The 16,455-nt window shown below is 40.2% G+C and carries 12 protein-coding genes; 3 read left to right on the top strand and 9 right to left on the bottom strand.

Annotated features, from left to right (window positions below):
- Nucleotides 1-142: 142 nt before the first annotated feature.
- The gene (locus MTF66_RS22770; protein WP_109874055.1) at nt 143-2,674 is read left to right on the top strand and encodes an EAL domain-containing protein; all 2,532 of its coding nucleotides are present in this window, start codon (nt 143-145) and stop codon (nt 2,672-2,674) included.
- Nucleotides 2,675-2,861: 187 nt separating this feature from the next.
- Nucleotides 2,862-3,065: a hypothetical protein gene (locus MTF66_RS22765; RefSeq protein WP_010391740.1), complete on the top strand. Its 204-nt coding sequence runs from the start codon at nt 2,862-2,864 to the stop codon at nt 3,063-3,065.
- A gap of 46 nt (nt 3,066-3,111) precedes the next feature.
- Here the strand turns inward: MTF66_RS22765 and MTF66_RS22760 are convergent, their stop codons facing one another.
- The 7 genes from MTF66_RS22760 to MTF66_RS22730 all read right to left on the bottom strand — a co-directional run bounded on the left by MTF66_RS22760 (nt 3,112) and on the right by MTF66_RS22730 (nt 11,736).
- Nucleotides 3,112-4,029: a hydrogen peroxide-inducible genes activator gene (locus tag MTF66_RS22760; protein ID WP_010391738.1), complete on the bottom strand. Its 918-nt coding sequence runs from the start codon at nt 4,027-4,029 to the stop codon at nt 3,112-3,114.
- Nucleotides 4,030-4,110: 81 nt separating this feature from the next.
- Nucleotides 4,111-5,379 carry an inorganic phosphate transporter gene (locus MTF66_RS22755; RefSeq protein WP_055012403.1) on the bottom strand — a complete coding sequence of 423 codons (1,269 nt, stop codon included), beginning with the start codon at nt 5,377-5,379 and terminating at the stop codon, nt 4,111-4,113.
- 39 nt (nt 5,380-5,418) lie between these two features.
- Nucleotides 5,419-6,093 (bottom strand): TIGR00153 family protein, encoded by a 675-nt coding sequence (locus MTF66_RS22750; RefSeq protein ID WP_010391736.1) that lies wholly within the window; start codon nt 6,091-6,093, stop codon nt 5,419-5,421.
- 150 nt (nt 6,094-6,243) lie between these two features.
- The gene (phoU, locus tag MTF66_RS22745) at nt 6,244-6,945 is read right to left on the bottom strand and encodes a phosphate signaling complex protein PhoU (RefSeq protein ID WP_010391735.1); all 702 of its coding nucleotides are present in this window, start codon (nt 6,943-6,945) and stop codon (nt 6,244-6,246) included.
- Nucleotides 6,946-6,989: 44 nt separating this feature from the next.
- Nucleotides 6,990-7,817 carry a phosphate ABC transporter ATP-binding protein PstB gene (gene pstB, locus MTF66_RS22740; RefSeq protein WP_008114812.1) on the bottom strand — a complete coding sequence of 276 codons (828 nt, stop codon included), beginning with the start codon at nt 7,815-7,817 and terminating at the stop codon, nt 6,990-6,992.
- A 19-nt stretch (nt 7,818-7,836) separates the two neighbouring features.
- Nucleotides 7,837-9,486, bottom strand: a complete 1,650-nt coding sequence (gene pstA, locus MTF66_RS22735; protein WP_054202637.1) for a phosphate ABC transporter permease PstA — start codon at nt 9,484-9,486, stop codon at nt 7,837-7,839.
- A gap of 15 nt (nt 9,487-9,501) precedes the next feature.
- Nucleotides 9,502-11,736 (bottom strand): ABC transporter permease subunit, encoded by a 2,235-nt coding sequence (locus MTF66_RS22730; RefSeq protein ID WP_138622352.1) that lies wholly within the window; start codon nt 11,734-11,736, stop codon nt 9,502-9,504.
- A gap of 421 nt (nt 11,737-12,157) precedes the next feature.
- Here MTF66_RS22730 and MTF66_RS22725 point away from each other — a divergent pair, with 421 nt between their 5' ends.
- Nucleotides 12,158-12,664 (top strand): glycine cleavage system protein R, encoded by a 507-nt coding sequence (locus tag MTF66_RS22725; RefSeq protein ID WP_010391731.1) that lies wholly within the window; start codon nt 12,158-12,160, stop codon nt 12,662-12,664.
- 70 nt (nt 12,665-12,734) lie between these two features.
- Here MTF66_RS22725 and MTF66_RS22720 read toward each other — a convergent pair whose 3' ends face one another.
- Together MTF66_RS22720 and MTF66_RS22715 are read right to left on the bottom strand one after the other, a co-directional pair.
- Nucleotides 12,735-13,190, bottom strand: a complete 456-nt coding sequence (locus MTF66_RS22720) for a hypothetical protein (RefSeq protein WP_010391728.1) — start codon at nt 13,188-13,190, stop codon at nt 12,735-12,737.
- Between the two features lie 145 nt (nt 13,191-13,335).
- Nucleotides 13,336-16,452: an efflux RND transporter permease subunit gene (locus MTF66_RS22715; RefSeq protein ID WP_138622354.1), complete on the bottom strand. Its 3,117-nt coding sequence runs from the start codon at nt 16,450-16,452 to the stop codon at nt 13,336-13,338.
- Nucleotides 16,453-16,455: the final 3 nt, after the last annotated feature.

Raw genomic sequence — 16,455 nt, 5'->3', positions numbered from 1 at the left:
AAGCTCAAAATATCCCTTATATTCTCCCTAATTGGCCACTAATGAACTACATTTAAAATAGCGGTTAAATACGCTTGTTCTTATGGCTAAATATCATTACTCTTACAGTTTTATGATCTGCATTTCTCGGAGTGGTACCTAAGTGGCGAAACAGCTTAAATTGCTAATATTAAATGCAAGTAATGATGAGCGCCAGACTATACGTGCCACGCTGGAGAGGCTTAGTGTGTTTGAGTTTATTGAAGCCTCAGACAGCCAAGATGCGTTAAAAATATTAAAAAACCAAAGTGTAAATATAATCATAACCGGCTTAGATGTAGGTAAAATTGATGGTTGGCGGTTTTCACGTATGATCCGCTCTGGTTTACTTAAAACACCGAAAAACACGCCTATTTTGCTAATTCCGCCCATTTATTGTGAGCGTATCGCCGAAACTACCGCACGTAGCTATGGTATAGATGCGGTACTGCCTTTTGAACGCCAAGATATATTGCCGCAAATACTAGCAAACGTGTTGTCGAGCCATTTAGAAAAAAGTAGTCGCTTAAACCTATTGTTATTAGAACCCTTTGCCAGCAGAGCAAATGATATGAGTGAACAGTTAAAGCTAAACTTTGCAATTACTCATGTTACTAACGAAAAAGCCGCGCTAAGTGCCTATAATCAGCAGCCGTTTGCTATCGTGCTACTCGATGCCACTGCAGCACAAGCTGAGAGTTCAAATCAATTAGTTGAAAAGATTCTGCAGCATAACCCTCAACAAGCCATTGTTACTATTATTGATAAAAACGATGCCGATTACGCTGAGCAGTTATTACTTTCAGGCGTTACCGACTTTATTCGTGCTCCTTACGATCCCTCATTTTTAAATAAAGTCTGTGATCATGCTGCTCGTCGAGAAGATTTTATGGTGAGCTATGCTGAGTTTGCTAATAAGGTACAGCAGCTAAGTATTAGTGAAGTTAAATATCGCGACCTGTTTTCAGCACATCAGCGTATTTTATTGCACTTAAACACGGTTGTACTTGAACTAGACCAACAAGGGAATATTCGCTTTATAAACCCTGCGTGGGAATCTCTGAGCGGCTTTGGAGTTAAGTCGACCTTACAACAACCACTCACTGCATTTTGTACCACTGAACATAAACAGTCATTACAATCAACAATTGATGATATTTTACAAGGTGGTGCGAACAAACAAAAAATAGAAGTTAAGCTGAGCCAAAAAAATGGTAACTCAGTGTGGGTAGAATGTCGGCTTCAGTTAATAAAAAATAGCAGCAACAACGCCACTATCACCGCCACACTCGATAACATTCATGAGCGCAAACAAGCAGAGTTGCAATTGCGCCATTTAGCCCTGCATGACACCTTAACAGGACTACACAACCGTTATTATTTTGACCAACAGCTTAACTATATATGCCAGAGCGAAAACACCCATACAAATATTGAACATGCGCTTATTTATATTGACCTTGACCATTTTAAAATAATAAATGACAGTAAAGGCCACCAACAAGGTGACATTGTTTTAAAAGAAGTGGCGCAGCTATTTATTGCCAATATTAGTAATGAGCATCTGATCTGCCGTGTCGGTGGTGATGAGTTTGCGGTGATACTTAAAAATACCAATTTATTGGATGCACATTTAATTGCAGAAGGGATTTGTAGTGCCATTGAAGGCAACCAATTTAAATCTGAAGAGCAAATCTATTCAATTAGTTGCTCGATTGGTTTAACCCAAATTACCGCTGATAACTGCGATCCAAATGAATGCTTAAAGCAGTCAGATATTGCGTTATATATTGCTAAAAATTTAGGCCGTAACTTAGTACATTGTTATTCAAAACAAGATGGTGAGAACAATGCGCTGCAAACGGGTTTAGAGTGGGGCCATGGGGTACGTCAAGCACTCCAACAAGACAGTATAGAGCTTCATTATCAACCCATTTGGGATTTTAAAACTAATCAGGTTGCCTACTTTGAAGTACTGCTAAGGTTAAAGCTAGACGACGAACTTATTTACCCTAATCAATTTATTCCCTCATTGGAAATGCTTAACGATACCTTTTTAATGGACCAATGTGTTATTCGTAACAGCATTGCGAGTGTTGCTGCACATCCAGAGCTTCTTCAGATTGCAATAAACTTATCGGCACAGTCATTTTTAGATGAGCGTTTGCTGCCATTAATAGAGTCGACCCTTGAGAAGTATCAAGTGTCTCCTGCGAAAATTATTTTTGAAATAACCGAATCGGCCAGTATTAATAATTTAGCGGCGACACGAAAAATGATTGAACGACTAAATAATTTAGGTTGCCACTTTTCAATTGATGACTTTGGCACCGGCTTCAGTACCTTTAATTACCTTAAACAATTACCAGCCCAACACGTAAAAATTGACGGCTCATTTGTTCGCGATATGCTCAATGACTCCATTGACTTAGCGCTAGTGAAAGCCATAAATGACATCAGTCGCTCACTAGATAAGCGCTCTGTTGCCGAATATGTAGAAACTGCAGAAGTATTTTTTGCACTTAAAGAAATTGGTATCGACTATGGGCAAGGATACTTTATTGCTCGCCCTGTACCAATTGACAAGGTACTGATTGAGTTAGAAAAAATTAAAAACAACCCTATTTTTTATCAAGACACCCTCACGTCACTATAAACATTAATAAACAAATTTAAGCAATTTATTACTTCCAAATTTGCCCATCTAACCTATACTTTGCTTATCGGCAGCACAATGTCATGAAAATTAAGTGATTACCTTAATTTTACGTGACATCTTTATTTCTTATCGTCTAGATGTCTATACTGTTAAAGGTGGACATAGGGGCATAAGGAGGATGTTTATGACGCAACTAATCACGTTATTATTGTTTATACACTTTGCTATTGCGCTTCAATGTTACAAGTATGCCCAGATTAAAGGCTACCCTGTAAAAACCTTTACAGTGCTTGGGCTAGTCCCGTATTTTAATGTTGTTGTATGGGTTTACTTACTATTTTTACCGCCGCTAGAGAGCTACCACAGTCAGCATAAGCAGCCTCTATAATTCCCCGTGTTATTTAGCGTATTAATTAAAATACGCTTTTTTTTACCTATTTAAAATCAACACTGCACTGCTTTTTCAAAAAGACCTCTAGTTGTTGGCTAAACAATTTAAAGTCACGAATGCGCCCTGTTGTTTTACGCCACAATACACCAATATCGCGATAGGCATCGCCTTGCGATGGCGTAGCTAGCATGTTTTTGTTTTCTAAAATACCTGCATTAATCGCCATTTGCGGCAAAAACGTCACGCCAAGTTTATACTCAACCATACTCAATAAAGTATGTAAGCTAGCCGCCTCAAAGGGGTTTATACAGCTAGAGCGATTTAAATGGCACGCACTGAGCGCATGCCCTGTCATACAGTGTTCTCGCTCAAGTAAAAATACACTGGCTTCTGGTAGTAAATTAAAGTCTTCAATGCCTTTAGCTGGTGTGTAGTCTTTATGGTGCACTAAACTAAAGTGATCTTGCGCTAATACTTGGGTATGAAATTTATCGGTTTCGTAGGGCAGCGCTAATAATGCTAAATCAATTTGACCATGCTCTAACTTATCAAGTAACTTATCGCTGGTGTCTTCAATCAATACCAACTCTAAATCTACAAATGTTTGCTGACAAAAGTGATACAAAGGCGCTGCAATAAAGCTCGCAATCGTAGGAATAACACCTACCGTTAATGTACCACTAAGCGGTGTTAAAAAGCTTTTAGTTAACTCTTTTAAACTAATTGTATCGTTGATTATTTTTCTTGAACGCTCAACCACCTCTTCACCAATGGTGGTAAACATTAGGCTGCGATTTTCTCGCTCTATAAGCTGACATCCTAAAGTTTCTTCTAGGTTTTGAATCGCAGTACTGAGCGTTGACTGACCGATAAAACAGGCACTGGCTGCTCGGCCAAAATGTTGATGTTGATGTACAGCTAATAAATACTGCAGCTGTTTAATACTAGGGAGATTGGTCATTTTTCTTTCCACAAATAAAAAGACCCCAACACCAAGGGCATTGAGATCTTTTCAAGCTAAAAGTCTTTTAAGTACTTTTTATTAAACCCCAAAGGCGGTTCTTAGTACGTAGAAAATAACAATAGCAAGGGCAGCACCAACTGGCAATGTAATTACCCAAGAAACTACAATATTTCTTATTACACCCATGTTAAGTGCGGCAATTCCACGTGCCATACCTACACCCAACACAGCGCCTACTAAGGTTTGTGTGGTTGAAATAGGTAAGCCTGTGCCCGATGCAATAACAACGGTAGAGGCAGCAGCTAATTCAGCAGCAAAACCACGGCTTGGTGTTAAATGAGTAATACCTTCACCAATGGTTTTAATTACTTTTTTACCTAAAATAGCAAGACCGGCAACAATACCTAAACCACCTAGTGGTAATATCCACCAAGCAATAGCGGCTTTCTTCGCAATTTCACCATTGTTTTCAACAATGTTTACAACAGCAGCTAGAGGCCCAATTGCATTAGCAACATCGTTAGAACCATGAGCGAATGCCATACAACAAGCTGTTAGTACCATAAGTACCGCAAATACTTTTTCTACATTGTTAAACTGCATTTCTCTATCCGCTTTAGGATCGATATTTAAACGAGAAATAGCAATTTTACCAATAACAGCAACCAGTACCGCTATACCAATAGAAATAGCAAAACCTTCAACGGTACCTAAATTAATACCAATGTGCTTTAAGCCTTTTTTAATGGTCACAAGTGCCATGATAAAGCCAGCTAAACCCATGTATATTGGTACAAAACGCTTTGCGTTTTTAAGTGGGGCGTCGGTGTCAAAAATCAGCTTTTGCGCACTCATAAATATTAAGTAAGCTATAAAACCTGATATCGCTGGCGTTACAACCCAGCTACCTACAATACCGGCAACTTTACCCCATTGAATAGCCTCTGTACCTACTGCAACTAGAGCAAAACCAATAATAGCGCCAATGATTGAATGAGTAGTCGATACCGGCCAACCTAAAAATGAGGCCATTAATAACCAACTGCCTGCGGCGAATAAAGAGGCGATCATACCTAAAACCATCAGCTCAGGAATATCGGCAAATGGTGCCGCATCAATAATCCCTTTACGAATTGTTGATGTTACTTCACCACCCGCTAAATAAGCACCTGCGAACTCAAAAATCATCGCGATAAAAATCGCTTGTTTAATGGTAAGTGCTTTTGAACCTACTGATGTACCCATCGCGTTGGCAACGTCGTTTGCGCCAATACCATAAGCCATAAAAAAGCCGACTGCTGCGGCAATTAAAATTAATACCGTGCCGTAAGATGCAATGATATCCATTGTGTAACCTTAATCTTTCGTGTTTGAACTGATTTTAAATTAACGAGCTAACATCAGCTCAAGACGTGATCCTACGCGCTCTGCAATATCTGCAAGCTCGCCAACCCATTCAATGATTTTGTATAAAAACATCACATCAACTGGATTTAGCTCACTTTCTACTTTACGTAGTTGGCGGCGTATTCTAATTTGCATTTCATCCGTGTCTTGTTCTATGGCATCCAATTCTACGAGCATTTTTTCAACCAGAGTTACTTCTCTGCCTTTAAAGCCCGTTTCTAACAATTCTTCTAACTCATTGATCGCTTTAGATGCTTGTTTAGTTGCATCAACACAACGAGTTACGTATGCCAAAAAGTCTTCTTGAATCTCTTTTGGTATGATCATCTCACGACCAATTACACGCCCAGCAATGTCTTTTGCCTTGTTAGCAATTTTGTCTTGTTGGGTTACTAATTCGAGCAGATCTGTACGCTCTACCGGCATAAATAATCCGCCAGGTAATTGTAAACGTATAGTTCTTTTCATTTCATCAGCTTCACGTTCTATATTACGAATGGTTAAACGTAGCTCTTCTGCTTGTTGCCACTCTTCTTTAAAAACATGATTAAAAAAAGGTATCAAACTTTCGCTAGCTTGATGAGCCTTTCTGATGTGTTCTTCTATTGGCTTTATAGGTGATTTTGCAAAAACACCTAAAAAATTTGTTGGCATAACTGACCCTTTAATCAATTCAATATGCTGTTCAACCTGAATTTTACAGCATTAAGCTAGATTGTGAACGCTTTTTCTTATTCAATTATTTACAAAAAATAAAAAAGGCAGTGTATTACTGCCTTTGATATTTTTTAGTTATTCGTATCACTACAGTGATTTTTCAATATCTTCTTGAGATGTATGACGAATATCTTTGCCGTTTACAAAATAAATGACATATTCAGCGATGTTTTGACAACGATCACCGATACGCTCTAATGAGCGAACAGACCATACTAAATCCATAATTTTTGGAATTGAGCGCGGATCTTCCATCATGTAGGTCATTATTTGACGAGTAATTGCTTCATACTCTCTATCTACTTTAGCATCCTCTTTGTGCACTTCAAATGCGCGTTGCACATCCATACGTGCAAACGCATCTAAAACGTCATGCAACATTTTAGATACTTGGCGACCCATATTTTCAATGTTTACTAATAAATCTTGTTGATCCTTAGTAAATGAGTCTAGTGCAACTTTAGCAATTCGCTTAGCTTCATCGCCAATTCTTTCTAAATCGGCAATGGTTTTTGCTATTGCAATAACCAAACGTAAATCACTGGCTGCTGGTTGGCGCTTAGCAATAATACGGGTGCAATCTTCATCAATACTGACTTCCATTGCATTAACCTTGTAGTCGTTTTCACGTACTTTTTGTGCCAATACCGCATCGTTTTGGCTTACTGCATCAAGCGCGCTATTAAGTTGTTGCTCAACCAATCCACCCATGCTTAATACATGATTACGAACATCTTCTAGCTCTTGATTAAAACGACCAGAAATATGTTTATTAATGTTGTGTTCCATAATGACCTTCTTTAATAATTCATTGCTTTCGCGTTTTAACCCGACTAGCCGTAACGACCAGTAATATAATCTTCTGTTTTTTTCTTCGTAGGCGTCGTAAATAAGGTATTAGTATCAGAATACTCAATCAGCTCACCCATATACATAAACGCTGTTTGATCTGAGACACGGGCCGCTTGTTGCATGTTGTGAGTAACAATAACCACGGTAAACTTATTCTTTAAATCATTAATTAGTTCTTCGATTACTAAGGTTGAAATCGGATCGAGTGCTGATGTTGGTTCATCAAGTAGTAATACCTCAGGCTCGATCGCAATAGAGCGGGCAATAACTAAACGTTGCTGCTGACCACCCGATAAACCAAATGCGCTATCGTGCAGTCGGTCTTTTACTTCATCCCAAAGAGCCGCACCACGTAGCGATTGCTCTACCACTTCATCTAGCTTACGCTTTTCTTTAATGCCTTGCAGGCGAAGACCGTAAACCACATTCTCATAAATTGATTTTGGAAATGGGTTTGGACGCTGAAACACCATGCCAACATTACGACGAAGGGCTGCAACATCAACGCTTTTATCGTAAATATTTTGTCCATGCAGCATGATTTCGCCTTCAATACGACAAATATCAACCAAGTCGTTCATGCGGTTAATACAACGTAATAAGGTTGATTTACCACAACCTGACGGGCCGATAAATGCCGTTACTTGGCCTTTAGGAATATTCATATTTACTTTACTCAGTGCTTGTTTATCACCGTAGTAAAGGTCGAGATCTTTAATTTCTAGCGCTTTTTGTTCGTCTGTTAAATTATTTAAATCTAACTTCAAGCTTGGCTTTGCTTGGTTTACTTTTGGAGCGACTGTAATCATGTTTGTTACCTATACTAAATTAATGCTCAAGCGATCTGAATTTTTCACGTAAATGGTTACGTATACCAATGGCTGTGATGTTAAGGGTAATAATAACCGACACTAACAAAAAGGCCGTTGCATATACCAGCGGACGCGCCGCTTCAACGTTCGGACTTTGAAAGCCAACATCGTAAATATGAAAACCTAAGTGCATGAACTTTCTGTCTAAATGTATATATGGGAAGTTACCATCAAGCGGTAACGTTGGCGCCATTTTTACCACACCCACCAGCATAAGCGGTGCAACTTCACCCGCAGCACGAGCAACCGCTAAAATTAACCCCGTCATAATTGCAGGGCTGGCCATAGGAATAATGATTCGCCATAGCGTTTCTACCTTAGTCGCACCCAGTGCTAATGAACCATCACGCACTGTACTAGGAATACGAGATAAACCTTCTTCGGTTGACACTATTACCACAGGCAACGTTAATATAGCCAAGGTAAGTGCCGACCACATCACACCAGGTGTACCAAATACAGGGGTAGGCGATGACTCAGGATAAAATAATTGGTCAACACTACCACCAACCATATAAACAAAGAAGCCTAAGCCAAATACGCCGTATACAATAGACGGAACACCCGCCAAGTTAATAACCGCAATACGGATCATTTTAGTAATTGCGTTTTTAGCCGCATATTCATGTAAGTAAATAGCAGCAACCACGCCAAATGGCGTTACAATCACAGCCATTAACATCACCATAAATACCGTACCAAAAATAGCAGGAAATACGCCACCTTCGGTATTGGCTTCACGTGGGTCATCTGAAACAAACTTACCTAACTGCACAAAGTAATGACCTAGTTTAGCAAAAAAGCCCATATCGTTTGGAAACCATACATCCAACACTTGATATAGCGGGATTGTAACAACCTCACCACGCATATCCTTTACGGTTACTTGGTCACGTTTAGCCTGTTTACGCAGTGCGAATAACTCTTTTTCTAATTCGCCATATTTCGTACGTAAATCAGCACGCGCTTGAGCAAGTTCAGCAACACGTTCGTCGGTTAGCTCGTTATCAAGCAAGTAGGCTTTTTCCTGTAAACGTAAACGCTCTAGCTCATAGTTAATATGCCCTATGTCGCCATTTTGTAAATCAAGCGCTTCGTCGTTTAAGTCAACCGCACGCTCTACAAGGTCATGTAAGGTTTCAACTTTATCTGCTGTTACCGTCTGACCGTCTTTAATGACGCTTTCTACATACCCGTAGAAATTACCGTTTTTGCTGCGCTCAAACACCGCAAGCGCTTTAGGCGCTGAGCTTTGTTTGATATCGGTTTCGAGTATCCAGCGAAAATCTAAATCAACATACTCACGGTTACCTGTTTTAATTAGTAAACGCTCAACCTCGTCTTTTTCAAATTTAGAAACATCAATACCGGTTGCCGCTAAACGCGACTTAGGTACTAATTCACGGTCATAAATTTCACCAATAACTGTTTGCTTCGCAATTGAACCTTCAAGCTCATACTGCATAACTTGAGATGGCCAAAAAAAGCTTAATCCCTTCCATGCAATCATGGCGAGTAAACCAATTACTGAAATTAAACTGATGCTGACAGCACCACCGGTCATCCAAATCCAAGGAGAACCAGACCTAAACCACTGCTTTACCATGTCGTGTTTCTCCACTTACATTGAGCTGTATTTTTCACGCAGCTGCTGACGAACAAACTCAGCAACTGTGTTGAAAATAAAGGTGAATATGAATAATACAAAGGCGGCTAAGAATAGAATTCGGTAATGCGAACTCCCTACTTCCGACTCAGGCATTTCGACGGCGATATTAGCGGCTAAGGTACGCATGCCTTGGAAAATACTCCAATCCATAATTGGGGTATTACCGGTAGCCATAAGTACAATCATAGTCTCGCCTACGGCACGGCCTAATCCCATCATTACTGCAGAAAAAATACCTGGGCTGGCGGTTAATAACACCACACGAATTAGGGTTTGCCACTGCGTAGCACCTAATGCTAACGAGCCATTTGATAAATGTTTAGGCACACTAAATACCGCATCTTCGGCAATTGAGAAAATAGTTGGAATAACCGCAAAGCCCATCGCGATACCCACTACTAATGAATTACGCTGATCGAAGGTCATGCCTAATTCATTAGTTAGGTATTGACGCACATTGCCATCAAACATCCATAACTCAATACTTTCGCTCATCGCAAACGACAACCAACCAATAAATAACACCACTGGTATTAATAAAATTGAATGTGAACCTTCAGGGATTTTATGGCGAATAACCGCAGGTAATTTATTCCAGCCTAAAGCGGTTGCTAAAATACCCAATGGCAGTAACACCAGTAAACCAACAATAGCCGGCAAGTGCTCTTCAATTAAAGGCGCTAACCACAAGCCCGCTAAAAAGCCGAGTATTACCGTAGGCAGAGCTTCCATTATTTCAACCGTTGGCTTTACCACACGGCGCAATTCGCTCGACATAAAATAAGCGGTATAAATAGCGGCTGAAATAGCAATAGGTACAGCAAATAACATTGCGTACATAGCAGCTTTTAAAGTACCAAATGAAATTGGCACTAGTGAAAACTTCGATTCAAAATCATCACTGGCAGAAGTAGATTGCCAAATATAACCCGGCTCAGGGTAGCCTTCGTACCACACCTCTTGCCAAAGCGCTGACCACGTTACTTCTGGATGCTCGTTATGAACTTCTAAAACCGTCAGCTTGTTATCAGCTAAAATTAGCGCCGCATTTGAACGCGGAGCAATAGCAAACTGTTCAATTTCACCATCACTGACTTTACCTTGCCATAACTTTGCTTCACTGGTGGTGTAATAAAGCCCTAATTCACCATTTTGACCCGTTGTAAAAAAGGTACGACGATAAAACTCAGTAAAAATATTCAGCTTGCTTTGTTTGGTAGTTTCAAACGAACGGATTTTTTGAAATTCACGCCCTGAGTCTGTATTGATTTCAAACCACTGGGATATTTCACCGTTATCATTGGCCAACATCAGTGAGTTTGCACCAGCCAATAGTTGCGATGACACTATATTCGCGTTTTCTTCATTGGCAGATAATAATTGAATTTGCTCAACTTCACTTGGGTAGCGGGTATCGAATACGTAAATTTGATTGGCAGAACGAACAAATGTGCGGGTGGTATCTGGCGACATTAATAGCTCATCTACGCGACCATCAACGTTAAGCTCGGTGCGCTCTACTTGCCATTCAACTTCACCGGTAAACATATTTTCTTCGGCTACAAAGCTACTAAATACCACACGTTTATCGGCAGTAAGTGCCACAACGGCTGTTTTGTCTTCATAATGGCTAAAGGCAAAACGCTTAATAGCGGCACCTTGCTTATCAACTTCGAGTGCCATTTCACCCAGTGGATAACCTAAACGCGGAGTTAGCTTACGCTCATTATTAGGGAAGGTGACTAAAAACTTAGGTGCTACAATTGTCACTGTGCCATTTTCTAAACCATACGCATAATGCCCTTGAAAAGGAGCACTATTTGCAAAACTGGTTACCTGCGCGGGTAAAGTAGCATTAAGTGTTTTTAGTTTTTTACCAAACTTTGCTTTATCAACACTGTAGAAGTTAACTTGACCTTGATCATCAAGTAAATAAGCAACCTCAGTTTGCTCCTCAACACCAAGCCCTACTATTTGCTCAGCATTAGCAACATTAAAGCTAGCGCGTTTTTCAACTTTAGCTGACTCGAAAATAGGCTGCACTACATAAAGAAGGTAAAAGAAGATCAATAGCAGTGCTATTAATACCATTATACCGCCTGCGGTTATGCCAAACTTAGCAAACCGGTCTTTAAATAGACGGCTTCGATCCGTATTAAAAGTCGGTTTATTCGGATTTGAAGTCATCAAAACACCCTTATATCTTAACGTTGGGCGCATTATATTTCATCAAAGTGACAGTAATGTTACAGTCGTAATAATTCTTTACTTATATAGGGTCTGTTTGTCTTTGCAGATTAAACTTTCAGCTTTATGAGTGGATTTTAAGCAAAATCACGATTTTAAATAAGATTAAAGTATTGTTTGTAGTAGTGATTGTATTTATTTATACGTTCTTAATGAACTAAATCAATTATTAATTGGACAAACTATTTATCCAAGACAATACTCTATGGGCATCTAATATAACAACAACAAAGTAACCTCTTAAGATGTAACAATCCTTTTGTGGTTAGCTTTTACATACATTTAGAATCACATACATTAGATAGCATCACTTAATGCCTATGCATTTATTTTTTCATTTGGGCTTAAAAAGAGAACTATTATGAAGCAGTTGGTAATAACTATTTTAGGGGAAGATCGCCCCGGTTTAGTAGAAAGTATTTCATCGGTTATATTAGAAAACCATGGCAATTGGTTAAGCAGTAATTTGAGTCACTTACTCGGGCACTTTGCAGGCATTATACAGGTTGAAGTGGCTGAAGAGCATTTACAGACATTTCAAAATGCGCTCAATGGGCTTCCTAAGTTAGATGTTCGCATTGAAAAGGGCAACACTGAAATTGAGCCTGTAGAGCTTGAGCAACTTAATTTTGTGATCACCGGTAACGATCGCCCTGGTATAGTGCAAGAGCTAGCAAGTGTTATTCGCCATAAAGGCGCGAACATTACAAACTTAAACTCTAGGCAGCAAAGTGCGCCAAACTGGGGAGTGCCTATATTTAGTGCTGTTGCCACCGTGAGCCTGCCTAACGGATTGAATAAAGAAGAAGTTATTAATGCACTTGAGTCAATTACGAGTGACTTAGTGGTTGATGTAGAGCAAAGTTAAATCAGCTCTATTATCATGAACACGAAAAAGGCGCTAATTATAGCGCCTTTTTTATGCATAACACCCAGTGTTACATGTCTGCATGACGATTAATACTTTGCATCATCTGCTTCAAACCTTGCTCTTCGAGCTGCAAGATCTCCCCTAGCTTTTCTTGAGCCTCTGGTGACTGCGCTTTATCTGCCAAATAACTGTATGCATTTAATACTTTTTGATGCTGCTGAGATAAATACTCTTGAATCGCTAGTTCATCTAGCTCATTACTGCGATCTAAATCAGTAAAGCTGATGATTTCTGAGTGCTCTGAAAAATATTCATAGCAGTATGTATCTAAAGTATTTATTTCAGTGATTGCTTTAAAGCCAATTAAATCCTCAGCGAGTTTTTTTTCATACTCAACACAATAATCGATTAACTGTTTGTTATGCTCTCCAAGTAAATCCCTTACGCTAAAAAAATTAGCCGCCATTTGTGTATGAAACTGAACGGTCCAATCGAACACTTCTTGAATTGTTTTAACTTGCATGTGCGTTCCTTACTTTTTAAAACCTATTGATTAAATAGAAGCGTGAATCATGCCAATAAGAAATGCAATAAAATCAGTAGATAAAGAAAGGATTGCCTAACTTGTACTGATATTTTCAGTACAAGTTACACAATCAGTGTAAATATTATAGGTTGCGCTTTCGCCACAATAAATACACAGCAGGCAATACCAGCAATGTTAAAACAATGGCGCTAAACATACCGCCAACCATGGGGGCGGCTATTCGGCTCATTACTTCACTACCCGTGCCTGTGCCATAAAGCACCGGTAATAAGCCAATCACTATGGTTGCCACTGTCATCATTACCGGACGTACTCGTAGACCCGCACCTTCTAGTATCGCCTGTTTAAGCTGCTCTATACTCAAGCTTTTACCCATTTTAGAAGCAGCCTCTACCTGCGCTTTATAGGCTTGGTTTAAATACACCAACATTATAACGCCTATTTCTACGGCCACCCCAGCAAGGGCAATAAAGCCGACCCCCACAGCAACAGAGAAGTTAAAGCCTTCTAAGTACATTAGCCAGATACCTCCTATCATCGCCAGTGGTAAAGTCGCCATAATAATAAATACCTCAGTGAAACTTCTAAAGTTAAGGTAAAGTAGCACTACAATAATGGCTAAGGTAAGCGGTAACACATAACTCAGTTTGGCTTTGGCACGCTCCATATATTCGTATTGCCCTGCCCAAGTTATAGAGTATCCAGCAGGTAAAATTAGCTGCTCGTTTAGTAATTGCTGAGCATTTGCTACATAACTACCAATATCTGTATCTTTAATATCAATAAAGCTCCAACCATTTAAACGGGCATTTTCACTTTTTATCCCAGGAGGGCCATCACTAATAAATACATCCGCCACATCAGCAAGTGCGATACGTTGACCCGTTGGAGTAACAATAGGTAAAAGCATCAGTTCTTCAGGGGAGTCACGGTACGCTTGCGGATAACGAATATTTACTGGATAGCGCTCTTGACCCTCAACCGTTTCAGTCACATTCATGCCGCCAATCGCGGTTGCGACTACTTGTTGCACATCAGCAATATTTAAACTGTAGCGCGCTGCTTTTTCACGGTTAATATCTACCTTAATATAACGTCCACCCGCTACACGCTCTGAGTAAACAGACGCCGTACCGGGAAGTTCTTTAAGTAACACCTCTATTTGTTGACCTATTTTTTGAATTTCATTCAAATTAGGGCCCGCGACTTTTATACCCACAGGGGTTTTAATCCCTGTAGCCAGCATATCTATCCGCGTTTTAATTGGCATTACCCAAGCGTTCGTCAGTCCAGGAAACTTAACTAAAGCATCCAGCTCTTGCTTGAGCTTTTCAGTTGTCATGCCTTCGCGCCACTGATCCTTAGGCTTAAACTGTATAAAGGTTTCAATCATGGTCAGTGGTGCCGGATCGGTTGCCGTTTCCGCTCGTCCAATTTTACCAAATACGGTTTTTACCTCGGGCACACTGGCAATCAATTTATCGGTTTGCTGCAATAGCTCGCGCGCTTTACCTATTGAAATTCCTGGGTAAGTAGTCGGCATATACATTAGATCCCCCTCATCAAGAGGTGGAATAAATTCACTGCCTATTTTATTTACCGGATAAAAGCCCACTAAAGTGATAACTAGCGCAATCAGCAAGGTGCTTTTTGGAAATTTTAGTACTAGGTTTAACAGCGGCTTATAACTATTTACCAGTAAACGGTTAACTGGATTTTTATTTTCAGATATCAACTTACCACGAATGAAATAACCCATCAGTACGGGTACTAAGGTAATTGCTAATCCAGCAGAAGCTGCCATTGCATAGGTTTTTGTATACGCCAATGGCGCAAACATTCGCCCTTCCTGAGCTTCTAAAATAAATACCGGCATAAAACTCACGGTAATTATTAATAAGCTAAAAAATAACGCAGGCCCAACTTCACTGGCAGAATCAATCACCACTTGCCAACGGTTTTCATCTGTTAGTGGCTTTTTCTCCATGTGCTTGTGCATGTTTTCAATCATCACAATCGCACCATCGGTCATAGCACCAATCGCTATAGCAATCCCGCCTAATGACATGATATTGGCGTTAATACCCTGCCAGTACATAATAATAAAAGCGGTGAGTATGCCTAACGGTAAGGTAATAATAGCCACCAATGATGAGCGTACATGGAATAAAAACACCACACACACTAAAGCCACTACAATAAGCTCTTCTATCAATTTAGAAGTGAGGTTATCAACTGCGTCTTTTATTAAATGAGAGCGGTCGTACACAGGTACAATTTCAACCCCCTCTGGTAGCCCTTTTTTAAGTGACTCTAATTTAGCTTTAACGAGCTCTATGGTTTTTTGCGCGTTTTCACCAAAACGCATAACCACTACGCCACCTGCCACCTCGCCTTCGCCGTTAAGTTCGGCAACACCGCGGCGCATTTGCGGACCTAAACGCACATTAGCAACATCACGTAACTGTAGTGCAGTACCGTTAGCGTTTATACCTAAAGGAATGGCTTCTAAATCAGCAACACTTTTTACGTAGCCAGTACTGGTGACCATGTATTCAGCTTCTGCCATCTCAACTACCGATGCACCCATTTCTTGATTGCCTTGCTTAATGGCAGTTTGAATAAGACTTAGCGGAATACCATAAGCACGAAGCTTATCGGGCTGAACGTTTACTTGGTATTGTTTGACCATGCCGCCTACCGATGCCACTTCGGACACACCGGGTACAGTTTGCAGTTCAAATTTTAAAAACCAATCTTGTAAACTGCGTAATTGGCTGATGTCATGCTTACCGGTGGTATCAGTGAGTGCATATAAATACACCCAGCCAACGCCGGTGGCATCGGGGCCAAGCTCTGCAATTGCCGTACTAGGCAAACGGGCAGATACTTGACTGAGATATTCCTGAACACGACTTCGTGCCCAGTATAAATCGGTGTCTTCGTCAAAAATAACGTACACGTAGGAGTCGCCAAAGAAAGAAAAACCGCGTACTGTTTGCGCCCTAGGTACCGATAGCATTGCCGTGGTAATCGGGAATGTAACCTGATCTTGCACTACTTGCGGCGCTTGCCCAGGATAAGATGTTTTAACAATAACCTGTACATCTGATAAGTCGGGTAAGGCATCTACAGGCGTGTTTTTTGCAGCAAACAAGCCGCCACCAACCAGTATTGCGGTCAGTAATAAAACAAAAAAACGGTTAACAACAGACCAGCGAATAATTGCAGTAATCATAAC

It is taken from the genome of Pseudoalteromonas sp. 2CM39R (genome assembly GCF_023161845.1).
This window is presented reverse-complemented; position numbering and strand designations above follow the sequence as displayed.

Excerpts from the sequence above, each read along its gene's own strand:
- MTF66_RS22730 (WP_138622352.1), bottom strand. The coding sequence starts at position 11,736 with ATGACTTCAAATCCGAATAAACCGACTTTTAATACGGATCGAAGCCGT.
- MTF66_RS22725 (WP_010391731.1), top strand. The coding sequence starts at position 12,158 with ATGAAGCAGTTGGTAATAACTATTTTAGGGGAAGATCGCCCCGGTTTA.
- MTF66_RS22750 (WP_010391736.1), bottom strand. The coding sequence starts at position 6,093 with ATGCCAACAAATTTTTTAGGTGTTTTTGCAAAATCACCTATAAAGCCA.
- pstA (WP_054202637.1), bottom strand. The coding sequence starts at position 9,486 with ATGGTAAAGCAGTGGTTTAGGTCTGGTTCTCCTTGGATTTGGATGACC.
- MTF66_RS22760 (WP_010391738.1), bottom strand. The coding sequence starts at position 4,029 with ATGACCAATCTCCCTAGTATTAAACAGCTGCAGTATTTATTAGCTGTA.
- MTF66_RS22715 (WP_138622354.1), bottom strand. The coding sequence starts at position 16,452 with ATGATTACTGCAATTATTCGCTGGTCTGTTGTTAACCGTTTTTTTGTT.
- phoU (WP_010391735.1), bottom strand. The coding sequence starts at position 6,945 with ATGGAACACAACATTAATAAACATATTTCTGGTCGTTTTAATCAAGAG.
- MTF66_RS22755 (WP_055012403.1), bottom strand. The coding sequence starts at position 5,379 with ATGGATATCATTGCATCTTACGGCACGGTATTAATTTTAATTGCCGCA.
- MTF66_RS22765 (WP_010391740.1), top strand. The coding sequence starts at position 2,862 with ATGACGCAACTAATCACGTTATTATTGTTTATACACTTTGCTATTGCG.
- pstB (WP_008114812.1), bottom strand. The coding sequence starts at position 7,817 with ATGATTACAGTCGCTCCAAAAGTAAACCAAGCAAAGCCAAGCTTGAAG.
- MTF66_RS22720 (WP_010391728.1), bottom strand. The coding sequence starts at position 13,190 with ATGCAAGTTAAAACAATTCAAGAAGTGTTCGATTGGACCGTTCAGTTT.